Source organism: Eubacterium album (assembly GCF_025336545.1).
GTDB classification, from domain to species: domain Bacteria; phylum Bacillota; class Clostridia; order Lachnospirales; family Lachnospiraceae; genus Eubacterium_U; species Eubacterium_U album.
In genome coordinates this window covers 81,193-107,513 of sequence record NZ_JAODBU010000003.1, presented here as the reverse complement: position 1 = coordinate 107,513, position 26,321 = coordinate 81,193, and the positions used below count along the sequence as shown (strand labels likewise).

27 protein-coding genes and 3 tRNA genes are annotated in these 26,321 nt (G+C 33.2%); 5 read left to right on the top strand and 25 right to left on the bottom strand.

Annotated features, from left to right (window positions below; all coding sequences use genetic code 11):
- Positions 1-63: 63 nt before the first annotated feature.
- Complete coding sequence (locus tag N5B56_RS03090) at positions 64-1,308, bottom strand: 6-phosphofructokinase (RefSeq protein ID WP_117908502.1); 1,245 nt, start codon at positions 1,306-1,308, stop codon at positions 64-66.
- A 131-nt stretch (positions 1,309-1,439) separates the two neighbouring features.
- Between N5B56_RS03090 and N5B56_RS03085 the strand changes: the two genes are divergently transcribed.
- From N5B56_RS03085 to N5B56_RS03075, 3 genes are read left to right on the top strand one after another with little or no spacing between them, the layout of a single operon-like run.
- The gene (locus N5B56_RS03085; RefSeq protein WP_260978367.1) at positions 1,440-1,808 is read left to right on the top strand and encodes a spore coat associated protein CotJA; all 369 of its coding nucleotides are present in this window, start codon (positions 1,440-1,442) and stop codon (positions 1,806-1,808) included.
- Entirely contained in the window at positions 1,798-2,061 is a 264-nt protein-coding gene (locus tag N5B56_RS03080) for a spore coat protein CotJB (RefSeq protein WP_260978366.1), read from the top strand. The genes N5B56_RS03085 and N5B56_RS03080 overlap by 11 nt, the downstream gene beginning before the upstream one ends.
- Entirely contained in the window at positions 2,061-2,660 is a 600-nt protein-coding gene (locus N5B56_RS03075) for a manganese catalase family protein (protein ID WP_117908498.1), read from the top strand. Before N5B56_RS03080 ends, N5B56_RS03075 begins: the two co-directional genes overlap by 1 nt.
- 59 nt (positions 2,661-2,719) lie before the next feature.
- Here the strand turns inward: N5B56_RS03075 and N5B56_RS03070 are convergent.
- The 17 genes from N5B56_RS03070 to N5B56_RS02990 all read right to left on the bottom strand — a co-directional run bounded on the left by N5B56_RS03070 (position 2,720) and on the right by N5B56_RS02990 (position 18,577).
- A tRNA-Gln gene (locus tag N5B56_RS03070) sits at positions 2,720-2,792 on the bottom strand.
- 66 nt (positions 2,793-2,858) lie between these two features.
- Positions 2,859-3,353, bottom strand: coding sequence for a hypothetical protein (locus tag N5B56_RS03065; RefSeq protein ID WP_260978365.1), 495 nt, complete (start codon positions 3,351-3,353; stop codon positions 2,859-2,861).
- Entirely contained in the window at positions 3,353-3,781 is a 429-nt protein-coding gene (locus tag N5B56_RS03060; RefSeq protein WP_260978364.1) for a S26 family signal peptidase, read from the bottom strand. The genes N5B56_RS03065 and N5B56_RS03060 overlap by 1 nt, the downstream gene beginning before the upstream one ends.
- Before the next feature lies 1 nt (position 3,782).
- Positions 3,783-4,499: a hypothetical protein gene (locus N5B56_RS03055; RefSeq protein WP_260978363.1), complete on the bottom strand. Its 717-nt coding sequence runs from the start codon at positions 4,497-4,499 to the stop codon at positions 3,783-3,785.
- A gap of 42 nt (positions 4,500-4,541) precedes the next feature.
- Positions 4,542-5,846 carry an ATP-binding protein gene (locus N5B56_RS03050; protein ID WP_022088678.1) on the bottom strand — a complete coding sequence of 435 codons (1,305 nt, stop codon included), beginning with the start codon at positions 5,844-5,846 and terminating at the stop codon, positions 4,542-4,544.
- Between the two features lie 94 nt (positions 5,847-5,940).
- A complete protein-coding gene (locus tag N5B56_RS03045) occupies positions 5,941-6,534 on the bottom strand; it encodes a xanthine phosphoribosyltransferase (RefSeq protein WP_260978362.1) in 594 nt (197 codons plus the stop codon).
- Positions 6,535-6,746: 212 nt separating this feature from the next.
- Positions 6,747-6,989 carry an autonomous glycyl radical cofactor GrcA3 gene (grcA3, locus tag N5B56_RS03040; RefSeq protein ID WP_022088680.1) on the bottom strand — a complete coding sequence of 81 codons (243 nt, stop codon included), beginning with the start codon at positions 6,987-6,989 and terminating at the stop codon, positions 6,747-6,749.
- Positions 6,990-7,001: 12 nt separating this feature from the next.
- On the bottom strand, positions 7,002-7,772 hold the full coding sequence (pflA, locus tag N5B56_RS03035; protein ID WP_022088681.1) for a pyruvate formate-lyase-activating protein: 771 nt from the start codon (positions 7,770-7,772) through the stop codon (positions 7,002-7,004).
- A gap of 26 nt (positions 7,773-7,798) precedes the next feature.
- Positions 7,799-9,871, bottom strand: a complete 2,073-nt coding sequence (gene pflB / locus N5B56_RS03030) for a formate C-acetyltransferase (protein WP_022088682.1) — start codon at positions 9,869-9,871, stop codon at positions 7,799-7,801.
- A 66-nt stretch (positions 9,872-9,937) separates the two neighbouring features.
- Entirely contained in the window at positions 9,938-10,474 is a 537-nt protein-coding gene (locus N5B56_RS03025; protein WP_022088683.1) for a nitroreductase family protein, read from the bottom strand.
- Between the two features lie 324 nt (positions 10,475-10,798).
- Positions 10,799-11,290, bottom strand: coding sequence for a tRNA (uridine(34)/cytosine(34)/5-carboxymethylaminomethyluridine(34)-2'-O)-methyltransferase TrmL (trmL, locus tag N5B56_RS03020; RefSeq protein WP_022088684.1), 492 nt, complete (start codon positions 11,288-11,290; stop codon positions 10,799-10,801).
- Positions 11,291-11,496: 206 nt separating this feature from the next.
- Complete coding sequence (locus tag N5B56_RS03015) at positions 11,497-12,663, bottom strand: aminotransferase class I/II-fold pyridoxal phosphate-dependent enzyme (protein WP_118565006.1); 1,167 nt, start codon at positions 12,661-12,663, stop codon at positions 11,497-11,499.
- Positions 12,663-13,145 carry an Lrp/AsnC family transcriptional regulator gene (locus tag N5B56_RS03010; RefSeq protein ID WP_022088686.1) on the bottom strand — a complete coding sequence of 161 codons (483 nt, stop codon included), beginning with the start codon at positions 13,143-13,145 and terminating at the stop codon, positions 12,663-12,665. The genes N5B56_RS03015 and N5B56_RS03010 overlap by 1 nt, the downstream gene beginning before the upstream one ends.
- A gap of 15 nt (positions 13,146-13,160) precedes the next feature.
- A complete protein-coding gene (locus tag N5B56_RS03005; RefSeq protein ID WP_260978361.1) occupies positions 13,161-14,138 on the bottom strand; it encodes an AIR synthase-related protein in 978 nt (325 codons plus the stop codon).
- Positions 14,139-14,165: 27 nt separating this feature from the next.
- On the bottom strand, positions 14,166-15,686 hold the full coding sequence (locus tag N5B56_RS03000; RefSeq protein WP_260978360.1) for a VanW family protein: 1,521 nt from the start codon (positions 15,684-15,686) through the stop codon (positions 14,166-14,168).
- A gap of 391 nt (positions 15,687-16,077) precedes the next feature.
- Entirely contained in the window at positions 16,078-16,803 is a 726-nt protein-coding gene (locus tag N5B56_RS02995) for a 3'-5' exonuclease (RefSeq protein WP_260978359.1), read from the bottom strand.
- Positions 16,796-18,577: a B12-binding domain-containing radical SAM protein gene (locus tag N5B56_RS02990; protein ID WP_260978358.1), complete on the bottom strand. Its 1,782-nt coding sequence runs from the start codon at positions 18,575-18,577 to the stop codon at positions 16,796-16,798. The genes N5B56_RS02995 and N5B56_RS02990 overlap by 8 nt, the downstream gene beginning before the upstream one ends.
- Positions 18,578-18,832: 255 nt before the next feature.
- Here N5B56_RS02990 and N5B56_RS02985 point away from each other — a divergent pair, with 255 nt between their 5' ends.
- A complete protein-coding gene (locus tag N5B56_RS02985; protein ID WP_260978357.1) occupies positions 18,833-19,675 on the top strand; it encodes a glycoside hydrolase family 16 protein in 843 nt (280 codons plus the stop codon).
- Positions 19,676-19,785: 110 nt separating this feature from the next.
- On the opposite strand, the gene N5B56_RS02980 is transcribed toward N5B56_RS02985, so the two are convergent.
- From N5B56_RS02980 to N5B56_RS02950, 7 genes are all read right to left on the bottom strand, one after another.
- A tRNA-Gly gene (locus tag N5B56_RS02980) sits at positions 19,786-19,856 on the bottom strand.
- 4 nt (positions 19,857-19,860) lie between these two features.
- Positions 19,861-19,933: transfer RNA gene (locus N5B56_RS02975), tRNA-Phe, on the bottom strand.
- Positions 19,934-20,137: 204 nt separating this feature from the next.
- Entirely contained in the window at positions 20,138-20,944 is an 807-nt protein-coding gene (locus tag N5B56_RS02970; protein WP_260978356.1) for a TrmH family RNA methyltransferase, read from the bottom strand.
- Positions 20,945-21,050: 106 nt separating this feature from the next.
- On the bottom strand, positions 21,051-22,928 hold the full coding sequence (locus N5B56_RS02965) for an extracellular solute-binding protein (protein ID WP_260978355.1): 1,878 nt from the start codon (positions 22,926-22,928) through the stop codon (positions 21,051-21,053).
- Positions 22,929-23,756, bottom strand: coding sequence for an ABC transporter permease (locus N5B56_RS02960; RefSeq protein ID WP_022089126.1), 828 nt, complete (start codon positions 23,754-23,756; stop codon positions 22,929-22,931). It abuts the gene before it with no gap.
- 102 nt (positions 23,757-23,858) lie between these two features.
- Complete coding sequence (potA, locus tag N5B56_RS02955; protein ID WP_022089125.1) at positions 23,859-24,902, bottom strand: spermidine/putrescine ABC transporter ATP-binding protein; 1,044 nt, start codon at positions 24,900-24,902, stop codon at positions 23,859-23,861.
- 137 nt (positions 24,903-25,039) lie between these two features.
- Positions 25,040-25,573 (bottom strand): helix-turn-helix domain-containing protein, encoded by a 534-nt coding sequence (locus tag N5B56_RS02950; RefSeq protein WP_118565000.1) that lies wholly within the window; start codon positions 25,571-25,573, stop codon positions 25,040-25,042.
- Positions 25,574-25,760: 187 nt separating this feature from the next.
- On the opposite strand from N5B56_RS02950, the gene N5B56_RS02945 reads away from it, so the two are divergent.
- A complete protein-coding gene (locus N5B56_RS02945) occupies positions 25,761-26,192 on the top strand; it encodes an acyl-CoA thioesterase (protein ID WP_022089123.1) in 432 nt (143 codons plus the stop codon).
- The last annotated feature ends 129 nt before the right edge of the window (positions 26,193-26,321 follow it).

The window sequence follows — 26,321 nt, the reverse complement described above, 5'->3', positions numbered from 1 at the left end:
TTTTTATTTTAAACTTACCCATTTTCTCATTTTATAAAATTTTTTTATTATATTTTTTTAACTTTAATTGTCAAATTTATTAGGGAATAAATGTGATATGTCAAGGTAATCAGGTATGCCTCTCTGATATTTAACAACCGGCTCCCCTAAAATTAAAGGATATGCATAATCAATAAATTCCTGTGTAACATTATTTCCACGTTCATTTATCCATTCTCTTGGTACATGTTTTACAAGTCCTGCTACATTTTCAACAGGTGTCTCACCCATATCTATTGAATAAGGCTCATTATTTTTTCTAATAGACGTAACCATTATTCCTGTCTTTCCTTCAATTGCACATTTAACTGCATGTCTTCCTAATCTAAATGCTTCACCTATATCTGTAATTGATGACATATGAGCTGCACTTCTTTGTAAAATATTTATTTCAACTGAACGAACTTTAACCTGAATATTTTCTTTTATAATATATTCAAGACATTTCCCTGTTCCACTTAACTGACTGTGTCCAAATGTATCTTCAACAGCATTTGTCGCACTTATATAATTTCCATCTGCATCTTTTATTCCTTCTGAAACAGCAACTACAACGTTATTATATTTATCCATAGCAGCCTTTACATCTTCAATAAATTCATCTTTATTAAAAGCTACTTCCGGCAAATAAATAAGATGCGGTGCATCATTATATGTGTTTCTTGCCAATGCAGCTGCTCCTGTAAGCCACCCTGCATCTCTTCCCATAATTTCCACAATAGTAACACTATTAATTGGATATATGCTTGTATCATGACCTATTTCAAGTAATGTTGATGCAATATATTTAGCTGCTGAACCATATCCCGGAGTATGGTCTGTTACGCATAAGTCATTATCGATTGTCTTAGGAATTCCAATTATCTTAATATCACTTCCTATTGCTAATGCATATTTGCTTAATTTATCAACTGTATCCATAGAATCGTTTCCACCAATATAGAAAAATGCATCTATTTCATATTCGTCAAATTTTTTAAAGATATACGCATATGGTGTATCATCCTCTTTATAATCAGGCAACTGATAACGACATGATCCTAAATACATTGAAGGTGATTTTTTTAATAATTCTATAAACATAGGAGTTGTCTCAACTTTATGTGTCAAATCCATAAGTCTTGAATTTAAAAGTCCCTGAACTCCATTAATTGAACCATATACTTTATAAAATTCTTTACTATCAATAGCTCCCTGTATAACTCCTGCAAGACTTGCATTTATTGCTACTGTTGGTCCGCCCGACTGGGCAACTAAACAATTTCTCATAATTTCCTCCTAAAAAGTCAAACTATTTCTAGTATAAACGAATTTGTGACAAAAAACTATATCTATGTTCAGAACTTTTTATTTTTATTTGCATAAAATACTAATGTAAACATTAGAAAGATGGTGTATAAATGAGCTGCACAAATTGTAATATGCATTCTAACCAGATGTCTCCCTGCAGATGTAGCAATCAGGCACGAATGAACAATATGTACCGTGGTCGCAATCAAATGAGTGGAAATATGAATCAGCCTTGTTCTTCATGCAGGAATGCCGGTCCTAATAAAAAAGATGATAAACATGATAAAGAAATGAATTCATGCCCTTGTCATAAAGATGGTTGTGACATAGGAACTGATCATGTTGATAAAATGAATCCGGCTATGGCATTTGTTCCATGGCAAAAATGGGGTGAACTTTTCGATATGTGTGATGCATTTGAATGCGGAACCATATTTAAAGATTTAAATAAACCATGGAGGGGTAGAAATGAAGAATAATGCAAATCGTTTAAAACTTATGAAAATAATTAATCAGGCAAGTTTTGCAATGGATGACGTAAAATTATTTTTAGATACTCATCCCAGTTGCTCTGAAGCGATTGAATATTATAAGAAAGTTAAAAAAATAAGAATGGATGCCGTAGATGAATATACAAGGGAATTTGGTCCCATTACATCCTACGACGTTGATGTTAAGGATTATTGGAATTGGAACGATTCCCCTTTACCATGGGAAGGAGGTAATTGCTAATGTATAGTTATGAAAAAAGACTTCAGTACCCGGTAAATATAAAATTTAGGAACCCCAAAATTGCACAGGTAATAATATCTCAGTATGGTGGTCCTGACGGCGAAGCAGGCGCTGCAATGCGTTATATGTCACAAAAATATGCTATGTCTAATCCTAAAGTTGCAGGACTTTTAAACGATATCGCAACTGAAGAACTTGGACATTTAGAAATAGTTGGAACCATTGTTCATCAACTTACCAAGGATCTTCCTTGCAACGAGGTAGACACTGCAGGGTTCGAAAAGTACTACGTTGACCACACTTTAGGCGTATGGCCACAAGCTGCTGGAGGCATCCCATTTAATGCATGTGAATTTCAATCAAAAGGCGACCCAATCACTGATTTATTTGAAGATATGGCTGCTGAACAAAAAGCGAGAACTACTTATGACAATATTTTGACATTAGTTAAGGATAATGAGGTTGCTGACCCAATAAGATTTTTAAGAGCTAGGGAAATTGTTCATTTCCAACGTTTTGGTGAAGCTCTCAGAATGGTTTTAGATGATTTAAATAATAAAAAGAACTTCTATTTATACAATCCGGCTGGTTGCAAATAATAAACATGTATCATAATCATAAAGCTAAAAAAACCACTTCATTATGAAGTGGTTTTTAACTGGCCCACAAGGATTCGAACCTTGAAAATGCTGGAGTCAGAGTCCAGTGCCTTACCATTTGGCGATGGGCCATTGCTCTTGCAACGGAAATAATTTTATCATAAAGCAGTAACCTTTGCAAGCACTTTTTTACTTTTTTTATATTTTTTTAACTTTGCTCCATTTTCCATACACCTTTTTATTATTGCTTAAGGAAAATGCCCTTGCTTTTACATAGTATTTTTTTCCCTTTTTCACTAACTTTAACTTGTATGACAATTTAGAGCCTGACACCTTTTTGTTATTCTTAAACTTTTTATTTGTAGAATAACATAGCTGGTAACCTGATGCACTATCAATTTTCTTTAATTTTATTTTGGCTTTATTTCCATTAACTCTCTTAATACTTACAATCTTAGCCTTTTTTAATATATTTTTATTTTCTGTGCCATTTTGTGTAGCACATATTTCAACATTATTTTTTATATTTTCTTTATCAGTTGTCTTTTCTGTAGCACTCGCTTTAGTTGTCGTTACTTGGGAAGATGTTGTTCCAAAAATATCTTCTCCATAATTGTCTCCTCCTGCTGCAAATACTGATGTAGACATTACCATTGTCAAAACCATTGCTATCAATAAAGTTTTCTTTTTCATTATTTTCCTCTTATTTTTCTCTTAATTTTTATTACATTGTTTTTTAACTTTCTCTTCCAAAAAGTTTTCCGCATTTTATCCACATAATTTAGATATTCTGCATTATCTGTTTTGTATGTTGCGCCATTTCTTTCAAATTCTTCCAAAACGCCCACAATCCAATCAAAAGGAACTTTTTCCTTATGAGTTCTATTATCGCCACAAATAATGTAATATTTCCTTTTCACAGCTATTATTCTATGTAGAACATACTCTCCTGTAGGTCGTTTATATAACGGAATATCATTCTCTTTTAAATTAGAATCAGCCGGAACAATTTTCACCAAATCTTTTTTATTATGTAACATTGGCATCATACTGTCTCCAACTACTGTCGCGACATAGAAACCTTTTTCTTTAATAATATCTTCTATTTTCTTATCTTCCATACTACAGTGTTCCATCCTTCATTGCATCATATGCAACAATAGCTGCCTCCTTTGAAATATTACATCCCATTTCGTATATCGGAATCTCATTAACAATTTTATCAACATATTCTAATGTATTACTCATTGCCATAATATCTCTTGGTCTATACACCTGGTTCATAAGATGCTTAACTGCATTCTCCTTTGTTGCTTTTTCTATATGATTTTCCTTAGCCTGATGCAAGAAACAAATCCCGGCAAGTTTTGCTTTCATATTAGTTGATAAATGATGCTTTCCATCCCAAGGCGTACCATACGCATATATGCCATCTTCCCTAAATTTAATTAACGGCTTGTCATCATTTATCATAGTCACTCTGTCTCCAAAGCAATCTCTCCATAATTTAGCATGAGTTGATTTTCCTGTTCCACTTGGAGCTGAAAACATATATGCCTTTCCATCAATTTCAAGCACACTTCCATGAACTAGAATAACCCCATAATCAATCGCTTTTTCGCAAAACTTTCTATATAAAGCTATAAATTCCAAATAGGATTTAGGATAAGTCTGATTATCTTCTGACTGCATCTGTTCGAATTCCAAATCCTTGTCTGTAGCCTTTATTACAAATTCCGGTTTTGCTTTTTCAGCTAAATAATTAATACAATTATCATTAAAATAAATACCTCTTGTTTCTACTCCGACAGGAATATCTCCGAATTTATATACTTTCATCAAATCACCATACTTTCCCAAACTACCTACTACTATTGCTTATTATTTCTGCTGTCCTGCAAGATAGTTTGCAAACTGTTGCGCTGTTCTTCCTGAGATACCACCATGGCTTAATTCCCACTTATTTGCTTCAGCCTTTATCTCTTCGTCGCTCATTGTAACTCCAGCTCTTCTGCATAATTCTACTGCAATGTTAAAGAATTCCTTCTGACTTGGTTTAGAATAATTAATTGTCACACCAAATCTGTTTACAAGAGAAAGTTTTTCTTCCATTGTATCTGATTTATGCATTCCGTTATCCACCTGGACATCGCTTCTGTCATTCCATGTTTCCTTAATCAAATGACGTCTGTTAGATGTTGCATATATTAATACATTTTCCGGTTTTGTTTCAACGCCACCTTCTATTACAGCTTTAAGGAATTTATATTCAATTTCAAATTCTTCAAATGACAAATCATCCATATAAATAATAAATTTATAATTTCTATTCTTAATACTTGCTATTACATTTGAAAGGTCTTTAAACTGATGTTTATAAATTTCAATCATTCTAAGACCCTTGTCATAATACTCATTAACAATAGCCTTTATACTTGTTGACTTTCCTGTTCCACTATCGCCAAATAAAAGACAGTTGTTTGCCTTTCTTCCTTGTACAAATGCTTCTGTATTATCCACAAGTTTCTTTTTCTGAATTTCATATCCTACAAGGTCATCCAATGCAACCTGCTCCATATTATTAATAGCATGAAATTGTAATTTGCCGTCATTGTCACTAATTCTAAATGCCTTATTAAGTCCAAACATTCCTACACCATAATCTTTGTAGAAATCAGTAACACATGTAAAAAATTCATCTTCATTTTTTGTATTTTCCAATTTTTCACTTAACGCTCTAACCTTTTCGCTTACATTTTTATTGTACATTAATTCAGGTTTACCTATAGCCTTATAATTTTCAATTCTTGAAAAACAATCAATTCCAAGTTCTTCTTCCATAGGTCCAAAATCATAATCAAACAATTTTTTGAACTGCTTAAAATCATTTTTTGCGAAATAATTTACACTTCCATCACTTGCTCCTACCTTTTCACAAGTCAAACTAAATGGATTTTCATTTGTAATAAGTAAATATGTAAGATAATTATGCCATAAATTCTTATCAAACGCATAATCTGTTGAAATTTCGAGAATTCTCTTTATCTGATGATATATTCTTGTAATAATCTCATCCTTCTTGTAATTCTCACCCTTATATTCTCTTATTATATTACTCAATTCCATTAATATTGAATCTTCCGGCATATTTCCGTAAATTAATAATTTTGAAACTATGTTGTGCATATCTATCGCCTCTTTTTATTATATTTTTAGTAACGTCGAAACCAAAAGTCTGAAACACACTTATTTTGGTTTTCCAGAATGTCTTTACTTCCGGCTAATAACTTTGTTTCTGTTTTCTGAATATTATTTCTCCGGTTTCAGGATTCATTCCATCTACAATAGCTAATGATTCTAATTTAATTCCTTTATTTCTTATTATTTTTCCACCTTGCTGGAATCCTTTTTCAATAGCAATTCCAATTCCTTCAACTGTAGCACCCGCGTCTTCGACAAGCTGAATTAATCCCTGAAGTGCACATCCATTAGCAAGGAAATCATCAATAATTAATACATGATCTTCAGGTCCTATATATTTCTTTGAAACGATTACATCGTAAACTTTCTTATGAGTAAATGATTCTATTTTAGTTGAATATACTTCACCATCAATATTAATACTTTGTGCTTTTTTAGCAAATACGACCGGTACATTAAAATACTGTGCTACAATACAAGCAATTCCTATTCCTGAAGCTTCAATTGTTAACACCTTATTAATATTCTTGTCTGCAAATAATTTCTTCCATTCTTTTCCCATTTCATTAAATAATTCAATGTCCATCTGATGGTTTAAAAAATTATCAACTTTTAATACATTGCCTTCTTTAAGTATTCCATCTTTTCTGATTCTTTCCTCTAATAACTTCATATCATTCATCCTTATGATTATATTAAATTTCCATGATATCATATCACGAATTTTATCGTCTTTTGGACGCTTTATATCACTATAGCACAATTTTATATGCACTGCATCTAATAATTTAAAAGAGACCAATTGTTTTATAACGGTAATTCATTACCATTAAATACAATCAGTCTCTTATTTAATAGTTATTTAGTAAACTATCCAACTTAATCTTAGAGATTTCCGTGGAATGTTCTGCTAATAACATCATCCTGCTGTTCTTTTGTTAACTTGATGAAGTTTACAGCGTATCCTGATACACGGATTGTAAGCTGTGGATACTTTTCTGGATGCTGCTGAGCATCAAGTAATGTATCTCTAACTAATACGTTAACGTTAAGATGATATCCGCCTTCCTCTGCATATCCATCTATTAATGAAACTAAATTATCAATCTGTTTTGCACTTGCTGCCATTTTCTCTACCTCCTATTTGTTTTTCTCTTCTAATAATTTTATCCTGGATTCTCTAAATCCCTGTAACACTATTTTTCTAGCCGCTACAGCCATTTCTTTAGTAGCTGGCTCTATATCCTTTAATGGATAATCAATCCCAAGCTCTGCATACTTTGGTTTAGCCATATCATGATATGGTAAAATATCTAATGCCTTAACCATCTCAAGTTTTCCTATAAATAGACCTAACTTATAAAGATATTCTTTGTTCATTGTAATATGCGGAACCACAACATGTCTTATCCATATTGGAATCTTTTTATCATTAAGATATTTTGCAAATGCCAAAATATTATCATTTGGCTGTTTGCACAACTTTTTGTGTTCTTCCGGATCAATGTGTTTTATATCCAGCATAACCAAATCGGTTACTTCAAGTAATTTATCTACTTTTTTCAGATTTTCCGGATTATCAGGTCTAAATGTTACACCTGATGTATCCAGACAGGTATGAATTCCTTTTTTATGCGCTGCGGCAAACAGTTCCGTAAGAAAATCTATTTGTACCATTGGCTCACCGCCTGTAGCGGTGATACCTCCGGTTTTATAAAATGGTGCTTTCTTTTGATATTCATCAAGAAGTTCCTGAACAGTCATTTCTGTACCGCCCTCCATAGTCCATGTGTCCGGATTATGGCAATATGCACATCTCATTGGGCACCCTTTGAAGAACACTACAAATCTTACGCCAGGTCCATCTACTGTCCCACAGCTTTCAGTTGAATGAATTATTCCTGTTGTCATTCTGAATCATTTCCTTTTATTTTTTATTACTGCTGTAACTTGATAAGATCGTCGATATCAAGACCAAGTTCGTCAGCGTCAAGATCACCTGTGAATACGTCACAATCTTTTCCAAGAGCATCTGGGATGATTGTGAATGTATCTGAGATACCATCTCTAGCGTTTTCAAATGGAATCTTAGCTACAGATGCAAGTGATGAAACTGCACCATGAGTATCTCTTCCGTGAAGTGGGTTAGCACCTGGAGCGAATGGCTGTCCAGCTTTTCTTCCGTCAGGTGTGTTACCTGTATTCTTACCATATGTTACGTTTGATGTAATTGTAAGAATTGACTGTGTTGGGATACTATCTCTGTATGTGTAGTGCTGTCTTAAGTAGCCCATGAATTTGTCAACAATCATAACTGCAAGGCTATCTACTCTGTCATCATCGTTACCATATTTAGGGAAGTCACCTTCTACTTCATAATCTACTGCTAATCCGTCTTCATCTCTGATTACTTTAACCTTAGCATATTTCATAGCTGAAAGTGAATCTGCTACTACTGAAAGTCCGGCAACACCTGTTGCAAACCATCTCTTAACGTGAGCATCATGTAATGCCATCTGGATTCTTTCATATGAGTATTTATCATGCATATAATGAATGATATTAAGAGCATTTACATATACTCCTGATAACCATTTCATCATATCTTCGTATCTTTCCATTACTTCATCATAATCAAGGTATTCTGATGTAATTGGTCTGTACTTAGGTCCTACCTGAACCTTAGTCTTTTCATCAACACCACCATTGATAGCGTAAAGAAGACATTTAGCAAGGTTTGCTCTAGCTCCGAAGAACTGCATTTCTTTACCAATTCTCATTGAAGATACACAACAAGCGATTCCGTAGTCATCACCATTGTATACTCTCATTAAGTCATCGTTTTCGTACTGCATTGATGAGTATTCAATTGAAAGCTTAGCACAGTATTTCTTGAATTCCTGTGGAAGTCTTGTTGACCAAAGTACTGTAAGGTTTGGTTCTGGAGCTGCACCTAAGTTTTCTAATGTATGAAGGTATCTGAATGATGTCTTTGTTACCATATGACGTCCGTCAATACCTACACCACCGATTGATTCTGTAACCCAAACTGGATCACCAGCGAAAATCTGGTTGTATTCAGGTGTTCTTGCGAACTTAACGCATCTTAACTTCATGATGAAGTGGTCAACGAATTCCTGAATCTGTTCTTCTGTAAATGTACCGTTTTCTAAGTCTCTCTGAGCATAGATATCGATGAATGTTGAAGTACGTCCAAGTGACATAGCTGCACCATTCTGTTCCTTAACTGCTGCTAAGTATGCTAAGTACATCCACTGAATAGCTTCCTGTACGTTCTGAGCTGGTCTAGAAATATCAAATCCGTAAATCTTACCTAATTCTTTTAATTCCTTAAGAGCTCTGATCTGTTCTGAATATTCTTCTCTATCACGGATAACTTCCGGTCTCATTTCTGTAGGTGTAGCAGCCTTCTGAGCTTCCTTATCTACGATAAGTGTATCAACACCGTATAATGCAACTCTTCTGTAGTCACCAATGATACGTCCACGTCCGTAAGCATCAGGAAGACCTGTTACGATGTGGTTTGTTCTACATGTTCTGATTTCAGGTGTGTAAGCATCAAATACACCTGCGTTATGTGTCTTTCTATAGTTTGTGTAGAAATCTACAACTTCCGGATCTACTTCATAGCCGTTATCTGAGCAAGCTTTCATAGCCATACGGATACCACCGTTAACCTGAAGACCTCTCTTGAAAGGCTTATCTGTCTGGAAACCTACGATTGTTTCTTTATCTTTGTCTAAGTAACCTGCACCGTGTGATGTGATTGTCTGTACAACTTTTGTATCCATATCAAGAACACCACCAGCTTCTCTTTCCTTCTTCTGAAGATCAAGTACCTGATTCCATAAATCTGTTGTGTTCTGTGTTGGTCCTGCTAAGAAACTAGCATCACCATCATATGGTGTGTAGTTTTTCTGGATAAAATCTCTAACGTTGACTTCTGATGTCCATGCGCCATTGCTAAATCCTGTCCATTCTTCTCTCATTTTTGTTCTTCCTCCTAAAAATAAATATATAAAAGCTTGCGCTTTTCTAACATATTAGTGCTTTTATTAACAGTAACTCAATAAATCTTCTACTGTCTTCTTCTTCGGTACAGACGGTTTCTCATCCGGATATCCTACAGCAACTAAAGCCATTAAAAGCTGACCTTCAGGAACTCCAATTATATCACTGGCCTTATCTATATCATAAAGTCCCATAACAACCGTTCCTAATCCAAGGTCATTTGCCGCAAGGCAAAGAGTCTGTGTTGCAATACCATTGTCAAATGCCTGCCATGCATCCTTTCTAGATGTAGAAAAGCTTCCATCTCTTTCAAATCCTGAACGCTTGTCCACAATTAAAGTTGCTATAAGTAAAGGGGCTCCATTGATTATCTGAGCGTTGTGTTCTGCACAACATTCTGTTGCTAATCTTGCCTTAACTTCTTCATTAGTTATAGCAATGTACCTTGTTGTCTGAGTATTTTTCCATGAAGGTGCATATGATGCTGCCAATACAAGTTTCTCAATTGTTTCTTTACTTACTGAATCTGTCTTAAACTTTCTGACACTTCTTCTTGTTTTAATACATTCTAAAGTTTCCATCTATAAACCTCCATGTATGTTATTTTTATGGCAAAATGCGTTTTTTTTACTTGTTTCTTCTATAAAAAGTACAACAAAAACACATAATGTCTCCACTAATCGAGACTAATATATCACTTAATTATTTGTTTTGCAATGGTTTGATTCAAAAATATTCGACTAATTTTAATGTGGAATTTGATATATTTTAATACGAATTTTAGTCCTAAAATACGGTAACTTTATTAAAATCGTTTTTAACCAAAAAAAACCTACAAAACAACAGTTTTCCTGCTATTATTGTAGATTTTTTTAACTTTCGGCATTAAAATATGTCAATTTTTATTATTTCCAATCGTATTTTCTCAAATGTCCTTCCATTTGCATTCCCGCAAAATCATTCTGACGTAAAGCTTCATATAATACGATTGCTACTGAATTTGCAAGATTCAATGAACGAATCTGTGGATTCATCGGGATTCGTATTGCATGTTCCTGATTTTCAACTAATATTTCCTCAGGTATCCCTGCACTTTCTTTTCCAAACATGATGTAATCATTTTCTTCAAATTTAACATCACTATATCTGTTTGGTCCCTTAGTTGTTGCCATCCATATTTTCGCATTTGGATTTTTTTCCAAAAAATCTTCATAGCTTTCATAGATTGTAACATCTAAATGTTCCCAATAATCCATTCCGGCTCTTTTAACTGATTTTTCATTAATTTTAAATCCCATAGGCTCTATTAAATGTAGTTTTGTTCCTGTGGCGCAACATGTTCTTCCTATGTTTCCTGTATTCTGTGGTATTTCAGGTTCTAATAAAACGATATTCATCTTTTCCCTCTTTCAATGCAAATTCTTCAAATTATGATTTGCTATTTTTTATTTATAAAAATATGAATTTGATAATTACTTATAACGTTACTTCCAATAAATTATTTACATTGTATTTTTATAATTACTGGCATTATAATTTTAATTTTTATATTGGAGTTTTTCAACAATTACTTATATCGCAACTTTTTCTAAATAATTATCATTTATTTTTGTTCCAGTTTTTTGACAAATTTTTCAACTCTGTCTAATGCAGTTTTTAGGCTATCAATAGAATATGCATAAGATATTCTTAAATATCCTTCCCCGCATTTTCCAAATGCATCGCCTGGAACTACAGCAACCTTTTCTTCCTGTAATAATCTGGTTGCGAATTCTTCTGATGTCATTCCAAATTTCTTAATGCTCGGGAATACATAAAATGCTCCATAAGGTTCAAAACATTCAAGGCCCATTTCTCTAAGTCTGTAAACAACAAATCTTCTTCTTTCATTATATGACTCACACATTCTTTCGACATCTCTGTCACCATTTTTCAAAGCTTCAACTGCTGCATACTGACTTACTGTCGGTGCACACATGATTGCAAATTGATGTAGTTTAATCATCTGCTCCATAATAACGTGCGGTGCACACGCATAGCCTAATCTCCATCCTGTCATAGCATAAGCCTTTGAAAATCCGTTTATGAGAACTGTTCTTTCTTTCATCCCTGGTATACATGCGATTGAAATATGCTTTTCTTTATATGAAAGTTCTGAATAAATTTCATCTGATAATACATATATATCTTTTTCAATGCAAACCTGAGCAATCTCTTCTAATTCATGCTTATCAAGAGTTGCTCCTGTTGGATTATTTGGAAATGGTAATACAAGCAATTTTGTTTTGTCTGTTATATGTTCTAGCAACAATTTTTTTGTTAATTTAAATTCGTCCTCTTCTTTTAAATCAATTGTTACAGGCACGCCATACGCTAACTGAACGCAAGGGACATATGATACAAAGCACGGTTGTGGAACTAACACCTCATCTCCCGGATTAATCATAGCTCTTATCGCTATGTCTATAGCCTCACTTCCACCTACTGTAACTACCACTTCTTTAGCAGGATCATATTGTAATCCTAATTTTCTATCAAGATAATTGCAAATTTCATTCCTCAAATCCATGAGTCCCGCATTAGATGTGTAAAATGTTCTTCCTTTTTCTAAGCTATAAATTCCTTCTTCACGAATATGCCATGGAGTGTCAAAATCCGGTTCTCCAACGCCAAGTGAAATAGCATCCTTCATTTCACTAACGATATCAAAAAACTTTCTTATTCCTGATGGTTGCATATTCATTGCTACATTTGATATTGGATTCTTCATTATGGCGTCACTAACATCCTTTCATCTTTATGTTCTTCCATCATTGTCACACCGTAATCTTTGTATTTTTTCAATACAAAATGTGTTGCTGTATTTAACACTTCATCTAAAGTAGATAATTTACTTGTAACAAACTGAGCAATTTCTTTCATTGTCTTTTCTTCTAATATTACTGTAAAATCAAATCCACCTGACATAAGATATACTGATTTTACTTCATCAAATTTACTGATTCTCTCAGCAATTTTATCAAACCCAATTCCTCTTTGCGGTGTTACCTTAACTTCTATAAGCGCTGATACTCTTTCATCATTTGTATTATCCCAGTTTATCAAAGTATAGTAACCTCTTATAATCCCCTCTTTTTCCATCTGTGCTATTTCATTTGCCACTTCAGTTTCTGTCTTTCCAACTAAAATAGCAATCTCTTTAATATCTATTCTGCTATTTTTTTCTAATAACCGAAGAATTTCTTCTCTCATATTCTACCTCTCCTTTTAGAATAACTTATATATTTCATCGCCTCTTTGAGGTTCCAGAAATCTTGTTTCATCTCCATTTATCAATACTCTGTTTTTATCGGATGTTATTATTCCTATAACGCTTGCGTTAATTCCTTTTTCTTCTAAAACATCTACAAGCCTTTCCCCATTATTTGTTACTATCAATAAAGAACCTGTACCATCAAGCATATAAGGATTAATATCAAATACTTCTGATACTTCAATTGTTTCCTGCCATACCGGAATCTTTTGTAATTCAATTTTCACTCCAAGACCACTTGCAGATGTAAGTTCCCATACTCCTGCAAAAACTCCTCCTGTAGAAATGTCATGTAAAGCAACCTCTCCGCATTCCAAGGCTATACGTGATTCGTCTTCAATTGAAATATAATTTATAATATCTTTACATTTATCAACATATGTATTTATGAATTTTTCTTTTAAAATATCCGTCTTAGCATTAGATATAAGTCCCGTTCCACCAACTGCTATGGATTTTGTCATAACAATCTGTTGTCCGGGCTTAACATCCTTCAAACAATTTACATTGTAGCACTTACTACCCATTATAGTAAACATAATTATAGGTTGATTTACATTAGCAGAAACAGTAGTATGACCGCCTGAAATCTGCACATTGTATTTGCCAAATACTTCATCAAGCTTTCTCATTAATTTGCCAAGCTGCTTTTCTTCATATTCTAATGGTAATGCAATTGAAACTTCTGCCGCAAGTGGAATTCCACCCTGCACATATATATTATTCATTTCCTTTGCTACATTAAACTCTATGCATCCGTCAAACCATGTTTCTATACAATTAGAAGACATTACAACCGTAACGTCTTCTAATTGTATTTCACAGGCGTCATTACTTAAATCTGCTCCTCTAATCACTTTAGCATTTCTGTTTTTTATATTTTTTAAAACAGAACGTTTTAAAGCGATTTCAGAAATCTTTCCTCTGCGCATAAGCCACCGCCTATCATATATATTATTTTATTCTTCTGACTTCTTTGTTTCTTTAGCCTTAGCTGACGTTGTCTTTTCAGCCTTTTCATTTTTCTTTGTTGTTTCTTCTTTGTTATCTGAATCTGAGTCAGAATCATCTTTTTTATCTGTCGTTTCTTCTCCCTTTTTGTCTTCTTTCTTCGTTCCTTTTACAACTTTCTTTGGAGTCATTGCATAAGTGCTTGTGTGTAACAATTCCTTATCAACTTCTTCTCCATTCTCATATGTAACTTTCCAAAGCTTAGCAACATATCCCACATGACCATTTTCAGTTACTGATTCATAACTTGTAGGTTTTGAAGAATCCTTTGTAACCTTTGTTCCGATTGGTATTTCCTTAACTGTCTCACTTACATATTTTACTGAGCGACTACTGTCTCTTGTATCATGGCCATAAACTTTAAATGTCAATGTTCCACCTGCATTATATACAGACTGAATGTAAATAGGTGCATCCGTATTATTTTCAAATACTAAGTCTTTATAATCTCCTGCTAAAGCTGCATCCGCTGCCAATGGCACATAAGCTACTGACATTGAATGAGAATATCTTTCTACAACTTTAATTTCTGCTTCAAGCAATGCATTGTATAGTGTACTTGATACCTGACAAATACCACCGCCATAACTGTCTGCTACACCACCATCAACATATGTTCCTGCAGGATACCATCCATTTTCAGCTGTCCATGGTGCCAAATGTTCATTTAATGAATACTGCTCTCCCGGATATAAAAGAATTCCGTCTAATACTTCAGCTCCATGTTTAATATTGTTATTTCTATTATCATATGAAGTTCCTACAGAAAATGAAGTATAGTAACTTCCCATAGGTGTAGAAGAAACTTTCTTTAAATCTTCTGATGTATATTTAGGTTTAGACACCTTTGTTTCTGCTGTATATAAAATATCTGATTTGTTATCCCATTCCTTTGTTATGTAATCATATAAACCTGATACTGTTACATCATAATCAATAACGACACCATCCTGCTCAGGTATAACTTCAAACCCTGAAGAAGTAAGTTTTAAAGACGCATTCTTTGCTTCAACATTATAGCTGTCGCAAATTTTCTTTAAATTGTCTTTCATATTTTTTTCTTCAATTCCAAATTCAAGTTTGAGCTCAATTCCTTCATTTTTCAAATCAAGTCCGTCTTTATATCTCTTTATGACATTTCCTGATTTTCCAACTCCGACTGCTTCTTCAATTACTGACTTGTTTGTCCATTTATATCCTAAGTCACTTAAATTAGTTTTTACCTCTGTACCATTTACATCAATCTTAACCGGCACATTTGTTTTTTCTTTTACATAAGCTTTTACCTTAGTATTTGCTTCTTCTTCTGTCAAATCGCTTACGTCTATACTTTCAATTCTTACTCCACTTTTGATTACATCTTTATCTTTTGAATTTTTAGAAGATGCAGCTCCAAATGCAAATACTGACATTCCAAGTACAGCTGCAACTACTGTTATAACAGCAACGCTCTTCTTTATACTTTTCACTTGTTTTCCTCCTCTTAATCTGTATTGCCCCTCCCTTTGGTCGGCGGCTACTCGTCGAAAACATTTATAGAAAAATGAAATTCATTCATTTTGTTTTCTCTTCTATATTTACGGCATAACAGAAAATACTGTTGTCACTACCATTGCAAGTACAACTACTGCAATTATTACACCTGAAATGATTCTCTGGTTTTTCTTCTTATTGAACATATCAAAAAAATTCATGTCAATTCTCCTTTATATACTTTTATAATTTGTAGAAATTTTTAATTTGCATATTTGCTCAGGTTGCATATGTTATCACTATTTTCTTAACTTTAGCAATGCAAATTCTTATAAATTCCATAATAGTTTTGCTTATAAACCTATATTATCACAGTATAACACAACACTATTTGTTCTCAAAGCCAAAAATTCTTCCCTTTTTGCTTATAATTTTGTCTATTTTTTTAGATGCTTCATTTTTGCTCAGTTTGTCGTATTCAATTTGCTCTTCTATACCATGATATGCCATTAAATCTTTTAAATATTTTATTTGTTTTGCCGTGGCAGGCTGTATTTTTTTTATTTTACACACAAGCGACCGTGGTTCAAATACTTCCTTGTACTCTGCACCAAATTTGCCACACAAAATATTATATAATTCAACCGTAACTGCAGCATCATTAAATGCACGATGATGATTTTCGTCAAGAATTCCAAAATATCTGCACAAATAATCCAGCGCCTTACTTTCTAATTCAGGCATAGTTTTTCTTGCAATCTTTAACGTATCAATTCCCCTTTTTTCCAATTTATAATTGTACGCCATGGCATTGCATTTTAGGAAACTATAATCAAACATTATATTATGCCCCATTATCACATCGCCCTCTGCAAAGTCAATAAAGTCCTTAAGCACAATATCTATTGTATCCTGCCCCTTTACCATATCATTTGTTATTCCTGTAAGATTAGTTATGTAATAAGGGATATTACATTCAGGGTCTATAAGACGTGAGAATGTGTCAACTATCTTTCCATCTTTAACCTTTACAGCACCTATTTCGATTATTTTATTTTCCATTGGTTTACATCCCGTGGTTTCAATATCCACACAGACATATTCATTAGTCATTATTCTCTCCAAACCTTTCAACTAAATTTGTAACATCAATTGTGTTTGCTTCGCTGTTTAACGCGTTTCTGTCTTTATAGTCAAATAAAATATATTTCGGATTTGACTGTGCTTCATAAATTCTTTCAAACACTTCTATATGAGTCATTTTTGCAATCTGCTTGCTATCATAATCCCTGTACGCAGGAATTACTTCATATATTTTCTCATTTCTGTAAATACTTTGCTTTTCCTTCTTAAAGTTATTAATATCTTTTGCAAATAACGGTCTTGTTTTTATATTCTCACGCAAATATACATCTAATGTTAATAATTCGTCAAACTTATTAATATCTATCGGTCTATTTTCTTCTTTTATTAATAATTCTGCAAATTTTCTTAACAATATATATCTTGCAATTCGCGAATGTTTTTCACCATTCATGCTGTTTGCTTTATAAAACGTGCCTAGCTCTTCATAAAATTCAAATGGAGTTTCAAACATTTTTTCTAAATACATAACTGAATTAGAAAATTGAAAACTATTATAGTATATTTCAACTACTTCTTCCACTTCCTTTAATTTAAGCACATCCTCATATGAAATCCATTTTGTCTCTAAAACCTCATACGGTGGATATGACAAGTACTTTATTCCATATTCCCCGCTCATAAGTTTCATATTTGAACCATAAAGTACTTTAAGAAATCCTAACTGCAATTGGTCAGGTTTCATCGCATAAACCTGATTAAAGGAATTTGCAAATGAATCATAATCTTCATAAGGCAATCCCGCAATCAAATCAAGATGTTGATGTACATTTCCAAATGATTTAATCTTAGCAACTTTTTCTCTTATTTTGTCTAAATTTGTCTTTCTGTTTATTGCTGAAATAGTCATCTCATTTACAGACTGCACTCCAATTTCTAACTGGATTAGTCCTGGACGCATATCTTTAATAATTTCTATTTCCTCATCTGTCATCAAATCTGCTGCAACTTCGAAATGAAAATTCGTTATTCCATTGTCATGTTCTTTTATAAACTTCCATATCTCTATTGCATGGTCTTTCTTGCAGTTAAATGTTCTGTCTACGAATTTTACCTGTGCAACTTTATTATCTATAAAGAACTTCAATTCTTCTTTTACTAAAGATAAATTTCTAAATCTTAATTTTTTATCTATCGATGAGAGGCAATAACTACAGGAAAATGGGCATCCACGGCTCGTCTCATAATACATTATTTTATTTTCAAACTGTTTTAAATCTTTGTACACAAATGGAATATCCGACATATCGAGCGGGCTTTCCAATTCATTTTCAATAATTTCACCGCTCGCACTTCTATAAACCACTCCCTTTATATTGGAAAGATTTGGTATCGGGCTATTCTCCTCTGACACAGCCGTAACAAAATTTGCAAATATTTTTTCTCCCTCACCACGCATAATTCCTTCTACTTCATGATTTTGTAAAAGAAATTCTTTAGCATTATACGAGACCTCAGGACCTCCCATATAAATCGGTACATTAGGCGCAACCTTTTTCATATTTTCAATTACATGCTTTGTCATTTGCAAATTCCATATATAACATGAAAATGCTAAAATATCAGCCTTTCTTTCATATAAATTTCTAAGTACTTCGTCCTCTGTCTGATTTATTGTATATTCTGCAATTTCTATTTCTATATTTTCATTTTTTGCATATTTTTCTGCATAAGCTTTCAGGCTGTAAACTGCTAAATTTGAATGTATATATTTTGCATTTATTGCTACTAAAACTATATTCATTTTATTTCCTCTTTTAGATTATTATTTTTTTAATACTGTAGAATTTTTAATCTCATTATTCTGACTGTGTAAAATTTAATATTATACGTTATGTATTCACAATCACTCCCAATATTTACATATTTTTATTTTATTCTCAATAGTGATTGTACACCAAAACAATTTATTATGTATAAATTATTTTAAAAAGGTGTTGCATAAAAATATTTTCATTGTTAAATTCAAAAAGAATTTTAAATTTTATCGGAGATAGTTATGAATATTAATGAATACAATTTAGTTTGGAATGATGAATTTGATTACGAAGGAAAATTAGATTCTAAAAAATGGAATTATGAAACCGGAAACTTTCAGTGGCCAAATCGCGAGCTTCAGGCCTATACTGACAGACTTGATAATGTTTTTGTGAAAGATGGTCATTTAACAATACGTTCTTTAAAGCAAAAGGATGGCGACCGAGAATACACATCAGGAAAAGTCAACACCTTAAATAAAGGAATGTGGACATATGGTTATTTTGAATTTCGTGCCAAAGTGCCAAGAGGTGTCGGCTCATGGCCTGCAATATGGATGATGCCATATATTAAACCTCATAAATTACCTGACGGAATTCCTACAAGACCTGATGGCCGCCCAGATTTCTTTAACATGAGCAAGGAGCAACGAGCTATTTTGCCTCCTATTCCTGAAAATGATCATTGGCCAAACTGTGGCGAAATTGATATTTTAGAACATATTGGAAGGTTAAAAAAGCATTTATTGTTCAGCCTTCATTCTAAAAATCACAATCATACACGTAAGGATGGCATTCAGTACACAACAAATGTAACTTTTGACGTTGATTTTTCAGATGATTTTCATGTCTATGCAATGGAATGGACTACAGATTATATCGAATATTTCGTTGATGGCAAAAGCTACTGTCGTTACAACAAAGCTGATGACACAGACCAAAGCCATGATTCATGGCCGTTTGACAAGCCTTTTTATCTCATATTAAATACTGCTGTCGGCGGTGGGCTTGGCGGACCTGTAGATGATTCTAATATTCCTTTTGAATTTATTATTGATTATGTAAGAGTTTATCAGAAAAAATAATATAGTAACATCAAAAGAGCCCACATCAGCGATGATGTGGGTTCTTTTGATTAAGTATATTTAATATATTTCTTTTAAGAAATTCTACACGCATTTTTAGGCATAACAAAAGCGGGTGATGGGAATCGAACCCACGTATCTAGCTTGGAAGGCTAGTGTTCTACCATTGAACTACACCCGCGGAGTGCCCAGTTCCGGAATCGAACCAGAGACACGAGGATTTTCAGTCCTCTGCTCTACCAACTGAGCTAACTGGGCACATCACTTATTCATGATGCGCTTGCTTTGAGTCGCACTCGCGTGTTTTATAGTACAATAACCACACTCTTTTGTCAAGCGATTTTTTTTATTTAATTTTAACGTGAAGCGAAAAGTTTATTTCCACTTTAAAGTGGGGCAAAGTAGATTTTAGTCTTACACTTTTAATTTTAAGATGCCTGAAGCAAAAGGTCTAATACCTCATTATTTTCCAATTTGCCAAAATGCAACTGCACTGGCTGCTGCTACATTTAATGAATCTACCCCATGAGACATCGGAATTTTTACAGTATAATCACAGTCTGCAATTGTTTCTTTAGCAAGTCCGTCCCCTTCTGTTCCAAGAACTATTGCAAGTTTTTCTTCTGCCAAAAGTTCCTCGTTATCAATTGATACCGAATCATCAGTTAATGCCATAGCGGCTGTCTTAAATCCTAATTCTTTAAGTTCACTTACTCCTTTTTCTTCGTTCAAAAAAGTCCACGGAATCTGAAATACAGTTCCCATACTTACTCTTATCGCTCTTCTATACAACGGATTACTACATCCATGAGTGAGCAAAACCGCATCCATGTTTAAAGCTGCTGCCGAACGAAAAATTGCTCCCACATTTGTTGGATTCATTACATTTTCAAGAACTGCTATACGCCTTGCTTTGCTACAAACTTCTGAAACATTAGGAAGTTGTGGGCGATGCATTGCACACAACATTCCTCTTGTTAATTTAAATCCTGTCAACTGTGTAAGCACTTCAAATGGCGCCGTATACACAGGAACTTCTCTACATCTGTCTATAATAGGTTTTGCTTCTCCATCAATATGCTTATGTTCAACAAGCATTGATATCGGCTCACATCCCGCATCCAACGCCCTTTCAACTACCTTTGGACTTTCTGCTATGAATATCCCTTTTTCAGGTTCATGCCTGTTAAGAAGCTGCCCTTCCGACATTCTTGCATAAATATCTAACTGCGGAGAATTAAAATCAGTTATCTCTATAATATTTGCCATAATGCTCCTTTTTCTAATAAGACTTTTTCTTTATTCGTAATCGATTACAATTCTATAGATTGCAACTTATACTTATTTTTATAAGTCATAATAGCGATACTCAATTCTAATAAGACTTAACCTTTGTCCATAAACCGGCACAGAATTCTTTTAATTCAGTATCCTGATATTTAAATGTTTCATTTAACGGATTTGAAATATCAGGCGCACATGCTGAAATTCCTTCATATTCATCATCTCTAAAATATTCATAAACCGATTTTACTGCACTATCATATCCTACATATTCCGTATTCTGCTTTGCCACGTCCTCCCTTAGCATAAAATTAAGGAATTCATTAGCAAGTTTTGTATCTTTACACTGCTTAGTAATAACCATACTGTCATACCACACATTTGAGCCTTGCTCAGGGACAAAGAAATCCATATCTTCATTTTCTGACATAATATACGCTCCATCTCCTGAGTATACAACTGCCATTGCTTTATTGCCTGAAATCATATTGTCAATAACATCATCTCCGGCATAAACAGGATGCATAGTTTCACGCTGGTCAACAAGCCAGTCATATGCCTTCTTTAGTTCATCATGATTTGAAGTATTCATTGAATAACCTAACGCTTTCAATGCAACCATGAATGAATCTCTTTCTGAATCATACATATAAATATTGCCTGCATATTTTTTATTTTTTAAGATTTCCCAACCTTGTGCCAAATCTGCCTTATCTACAATATTTTTGTTATATAAAATTCCTACAGTTCCCCAATAGTAAGGCACTGTATATTTGTTTTCAGGATCATATTCATTCTCAAACAGATTACTGATAACATTATCCTTATTTGTTATTAAATCCCAGTTAACCGGCTGAATTCTGTCTTCTTTTATAAGTCTTTCAACCATATAGTCAGACGGTACTAAAATGTCATACTCAGCTCCACTTAACAGTTTTGTATACATTGACTCATTTGAATCATATGTTTCGTAAACAACTTCACAGTCATATTCTTTTTCAAATTTAGTCAGAAGATTTGTATCCATATATTCTCCTGAATTAAACACTCTAAGTACCTGACGGTTTTGTTCTTTAACAAATCCATAAACACATCCGCCCGCAATTGCAATTGCCAATATAACTGAAAGCACCGGAGCAAATTTCTTCCACACTCCATGTCCCTTTGATGCAATTTCATTTGCCTCTCTGTGCTGTCTTTTTGCAATGGCAGGAATTACGTTTACAACAATCAAAATAATTACAACTGCTAAAATAAGAAGAGTTGACAGTGCATTAATTGTCGGATTTGTTCTTTTTGTCATGTTATAAACTACTATTGAAATGTTTTGGACACCATTTCCCGTTACAAAATATGAAACTACAAAGTCATCAAGTGACATTGTAAATGCAAGTAGCATTCCAGCATAAATTCCAGGCTTTAACATTGGAATTATAACCTTTGTAAGTGCTTGAAAAGGTGTTGCTCCTAAATCCATTGCAGCATTTGCAAGGTTGTGATCCATTCGTCTTACCTTAGGATAAACACTTGTTATTACATATGGCGTACAAAATGCGATATGTGCAAGCAACATTGTCAAATATCCTCTACCTAATTTAATAGAAGAAAATAAAATCATCAGACCTATAGCCGTAACAATATCAGGATTCATAATAGGAAGGTCATTTACGCTAAGAACCCATTCTTTAAGAACCTTTCTACTTCTCGAAAGTCCGATTGAAGTAATTGTCCCAAGAACAGTTGATACCAATGTTGAAATTATGGCAATACTGATTGAAACATAAACAGCCGAAATAATATCTCTGTCCGTAATTAATTTTTCATACCATCTAAATGAAAATCCTGTAAAATGAGTAAGTGACTTCGATGAGTTAAATGAAAATAACATTGTAATTGCAATTGGCAAATAGAAAAATATAAAACACAACGCAATATATAACTTTGGTCCTATTGAAACTTTCTTATTCATCTATTCACCTCCTGCTTCCTCAGAGTCAATCTTTTTCATTAATCTGATTAATCCTAATATAATAATTGCAAGGATAATAGAAATCGCACTTCCGAAATTCCAGTCTCCAACTGATATAAACTGATTTTCAATTAAATTTCCAATAAGTACATACTGACGTCCACCTAGTAAAGATGGAATTACGAAACTTGATATTGAAAGTAAAAACACCATCGTTACACCACTTATAACACCCGGAATCGAAAGTTTAAAAATAACTTTTGTAAAAGTTTGAAATCTATTTGCTCCTAAATCATTTGCTGCCTCTACTAAGGAATAATCCATTTTGGCAAGAGATGTATGGATTGGAATTACCATAAACGGAAGCAAGTCACATACTAATCCCATTACAACTGAAAAATCTGTATACATCATTGTTACAGGATTTATTCCTAAAACCTTTAATAACGAATTTACAATTCCATTGTCTGATAGCAAACTAATCCATGCATAAGTTCTAAGCAAAGTATTAATCCACATAGGAATTGTAACCAGCAAAATTAAAATATCCTGAACACTCTCGTCAAATTTTGCAATAATATATGCCATCGGATATGCAAACACCACACAAATTCCTGTAGTAATCAATCCCATCTTAAGAGATTTTATAAATACATTTAAATATACAGGATCTGATATTTTCTTAAAATTGTCTAATGTAAAATGTATGGTCAACACGGAATTGTCGCCTGCCGTAACTGAATACAACACAATCAATAACAGCGGCACAACAATAAGCAAAAATGACCAGAACACATACGGTTTTATTAAATTTTTATAATGTCCCATTTCTTCCTCCTGTAAAACATGTAATGTCCCCGCCCTTCGGTCGGCGGCTATTCGTCGGAAACATTTATAGAAAATGAACTTCGTTCATTTTGTTTCCTCCTATTAATAATCCATCTTATACATAACCTGAATGTCAAATGGGTCAATTGTCATTCCAACCTTAAGCCCCACTTCATAATCATCTGTTGTATGAACTTTATAATTTCTATATTTTGTTTCAACAAGATACTCATAGTGAACTCCCATAAATACCTTTGAAATAATTGTGCCTACAAGCTGTGCCTCTTCGGGTTTTACAATATCCATATCTTCAGGACGAAGAACTACTTCAATTTCTTCATTATCTTTAAACCCTTTATCAACGCACTCCCATTCAATATCATCAAATTTTACCAGACAATCCTTAAGCATATTTCCTTCTATAATATTTGACTCGCCAATAAAATTTGCAACAAATCTGTTTTCAGGTTCGTTGTAAATGTCCATAGGCGTACCAATCTGCTGGATAACACCATCATTTAAAACAACAATCGTGTCGGACATTGACAACGCTTCTTCCTGGTCATGAGTTACAAATACGAAAGTAATTCCTACTTCTTTCTGAATCTTTTTTAGTTCAATCTGCATGTCCTTTCTTAATTTTGCATCAAGCGCTCCAAGTGGTTCATCAAGAAGCAAAACTTTAGGTTCATTTACAAGAGCTCTTGCTATGGCAACTCTTTGCTGCTGTCCACCTGAAAGTCTTGTAACATCTCTCTTTTCAAATCCTTCAAGTCCAACTAAAGCTAAAATATTTTTAACTTTTTTATCTATTACGTCCTTATCCATTTTTTTCAAATTAAGACCAAAAGCCACATTATCATATACATTTAAAAATGGAAAAAGAGCATATTTCTGAAATACCGTATTTATTTCTCTTTTATATGGCGGAACCTTTGCAATATCTTTGCCATTAAACAATACCTCTCCATTGTCTGCAGATTCAAATCCGCCTAAAATTCTAAGAAGTGTTGTCTTTCCGCATCCACTAGGTCCAAGCAATGTCAAAAATTCATTTTCATATATATTTAAATCTATTCCTTTTAAAACCTGCTGGTCATCGAATGTCTTTGTTATTCCTTTTAATTCAATAATCTTATTACTCACTGTACATCCTCCAATCTTTTTAATAGTTCCAATTTTTTACAATTATATACGTTAATCAACACACCTATAAATTTATGGTAGTTCTTAGTCGTCATTATAAATCAAGTGATAAACTTACCATTATTGTTTCGATATTTTTAGAAACTCGGTGGTGAACTTACCCATATTATTGTTGCACCTTTTTTTGATTCTATATGATGGCTGTATTTTGCTTCATAATAAAATGACTCGCCTTTTTTTGCCTTATAAATCTTTCCACCTATATGGATTTCCACGCTTCCCTTTAATACGTATCCAAATTCTTCTCCCTCATGAGGATTGTCCGGATACGTCGAACCTCCCTGTTCTAATGTAAGAAGAATCGGTTCCATCGTATTCTTTTGGGCATTAGGGATTATCCACTGTATGGAATTCTTTAATTCACTATCATTTTTTTCAAAATAATCCTCTTTTGAAAAAACTATCTGCTCATCCTTCGTATCATTAAAAAAATCTTTTAAATCCGTTCCCAGGCACTGCAAAATATCTGTCAATGTTGCAATTGATGGAGATGTAAGATTGTTTTCAACCTGAGAAATAAACCCCTTAGAAAGTTCTGCCCTGTCAGCCAGTTCTTCCTGCGTTAATCCCCTCTCCATTCTCAATTCTTTTATCTTAAATCCTATATCCATTATTTTTTCCTTTATTTTCAAATACTAACCTTAAAGTTTAGTAAAGCTAAACCCAGATACACTATACAAAATCGCATTTTTATTGTCAATATTTTTGATAACACATTTTTGTAAAATGATGTATACTAATAATGTTAATAAAAATTAAAGATACAATGATTTAAATAAGATAGAAGGGATTTTTAATATGACATTTACATATGAGCGAAAAGCAAATTATTATGAAACTGATATGATGGGAGTTGTTCATCATTCAAATTACTTAAGATATTTTGAAGAAGCCCGAATTGCTTTTATGGATTCCTTAGGTATACCTTATAAAGAATTAGAAGAGAATGGTATTATGTCACCTGTTCTTAGTGTTCAATGTGAATACAAGCGTATGGTTCAGTTTGGCGAAACAATGCTTATTAAGGTTAGCCTTATCGAATACAATGGCATTCGTATGAAATTAAATTATGAAATAGTTGATAAAAAATCCGGCAAAGTAACAACTCGAGGCATTACAAGCCATTGCTTTTTAAGTAAAAATGGAAGACCTGTTTCATTAAAAAACAACATGACTGAATACCATGAGAAATTCTTAGAGTGTTTAGATAAAGTATCTGATAATCAGTAAACAAGGAATATTATGAAAATATTCTATCAGACATTTTTAAGAACTGAACAATCTGTTCATTAACAGACTTTATTATATTAGAAAAAAGGCAAAGGAAAATTTTCCCTTGCCTTTATTTTATGGTTATCA

Coding starts and splice junctions, on each gene's coding strand:
- N5B56_RS03005 (WP_260978361.1), bottom strand. CDS start 14,138: ATGCGCAGAGGAAAGATTTCTGAAATCGCTTTAAAACGTTCTGTTTTA.
- N5B56_RS02960 (WP_022089126.1), bottom strand. CDS start 23,756: ATGGGACATTATAAAAATTTAATAAAACCGTATGTGTTCTGGTCATTT.
- N5B56_RS02950 (WP_118565000.1), bottom strand. CDS start 25,573: ATGGATATAGGATTTAAGATAAAAGAATTGAGAATGGAGAGGGGATTA.
- N5B56_RS03080 (WP_260978366.1), top strand. CDS start 1,798: ATGAAGAATAATGCAAATCGTTTAAAACTTATGAAAATAATTAATCAG.
- N5B56_RS02965 (WP_260978355.1), bottom strand. CDS start 22,928: ATGAATAAGAAAGTTTCAATAGGACCAAAGTTATATATTGCGTTGTGT.
- N5B56_RS02945 (WP_022089123.1), top strand. CDS start 25,761: ATGACATTTACATATGAGCGAAAAGCAAATTATTATGAAACTGATATG.
- N5B56_RS03055 (WP_260978363.1), bottom strand. CDS start 4,499: ATGAAAGTATATAAATTCGGAGATATTCCTGTCGGAGTAGAAACAAGA.
- grcA3 (WP_022088680.1), bottom strand. CDS start 6,989: ATGGCAGCAAGTGCAAAACAGATTGATAATTTAGTTTCATTAATAGAT.
- N5B56_RS03065 (WP_260978365.1), bottom strand. CDS start 3,353: ATGAAAAAGAAAACTTTATTGATAGCAATGGTTTTGACAATGGTAATG.
- N5B56_RS03010 (WP_022088686.1), bottom strand. CDS start 13,145: ATGAGAGAAGAAATTCTTCGGTTATTAGAAAAAAATAGCAGAATAGAT.
- trmL (WP_022088684.1), bottom strand. CDS start 11,290: ATGAATATCGTTTTATTAGAACCTGAAATACCACAGAATACAGGAAAC.
- N5B56_RS02970 (WP_260978356.1), bottom strand. CDS start 20,944: ATGGCAAATATTATAGAGATAACTGATTTTAATTCTCCGCAGTTAGAT.
- N5B56_RS02995 (WP_260978359.1), bottom strand. CDS start 16,803: ATGACTAATGAATATGTCTGTGTGGATATTGAAACCACGGGATGTAAA.
- N5B56_RS03090 (WP_117908502.1), bottom strand. CDS start 1,308: ATGAGAAATTGTTTAGTTGCCCAGTCGGGCGGACCAACAGTAGCAATA.
- pflB (WP_022088682.1), bottom strand. CDS start 9,871: ATGAGAGAAGAATGGACAGGATTTAGCAATGGCGCATGGACATCAGAA.
- N5B56_RS03015 (WP_118565006.1), bottom strand. CDS start 12,663: ATGAAGAATCCAATATCAAATGTAGCAATGAATATGCAACCATCAGGA.
- N5B56_RS02985 (WP_260978357.1), top strand. CDS start 18,833: ATGAATATTAATGAATACAATTTAGTTTGGAATGATGAATTTGATTAC.
- N5B56_RS03025 (WP_022088683.1), bottom strand. CDS start 10,474: ATGGAAACTTTAGAATGTATTAAAACAAGAAGAAGTGTCAGAAAGTTT.
- N5B56_RS03085 (WP_260978367.1), top strand. CDS start 1,440: ATGAGCTGCACAAATTGTAATATGCATTCTAACCAGATGTCTCCCTGC.
- pflA (WP_022088681.1), bottom strand. CDS start 7,772: ATGACAACAGGAATAATTCATTCAACTGAAAGCTGTGGGACAGTAGAT.
- N5B56_RS02990 (WP_260978358.1), bottom strand. CDS start 18,577: ATGAATATAGTTTTAGTAGCAATAAATGCAAAATATATACATTCAAAT.
- N5B56_RS03075 (WP_117908498.1), top strand. CDS start 2,061: ATGTATAGTTATGAAAAAAGACTTCAGTACCCGGTAAATATAAAATTT.
- N5B56_RS03050 (WP_022088678.1), bottom strand. CDS start 5,846: ATGCACAACATAGTTTCAAAATTATTAATTTACGGAAATATGCCGGAA.
- N5B56_RS03060 (WP_260978364.1), bottom strand. CDS start 3,781: ATGGAAGATAAGAAAATAGAAGATATTATTAAAGAAAAAGGTTTCTAT.
- N5B56_RS03045 (WP_260978362.1), bottom strand. CDS start 6,534: ATGAAGTTATTAGAGGAAAGAATCAGAAAAGATGGAATACTTAAAGAA.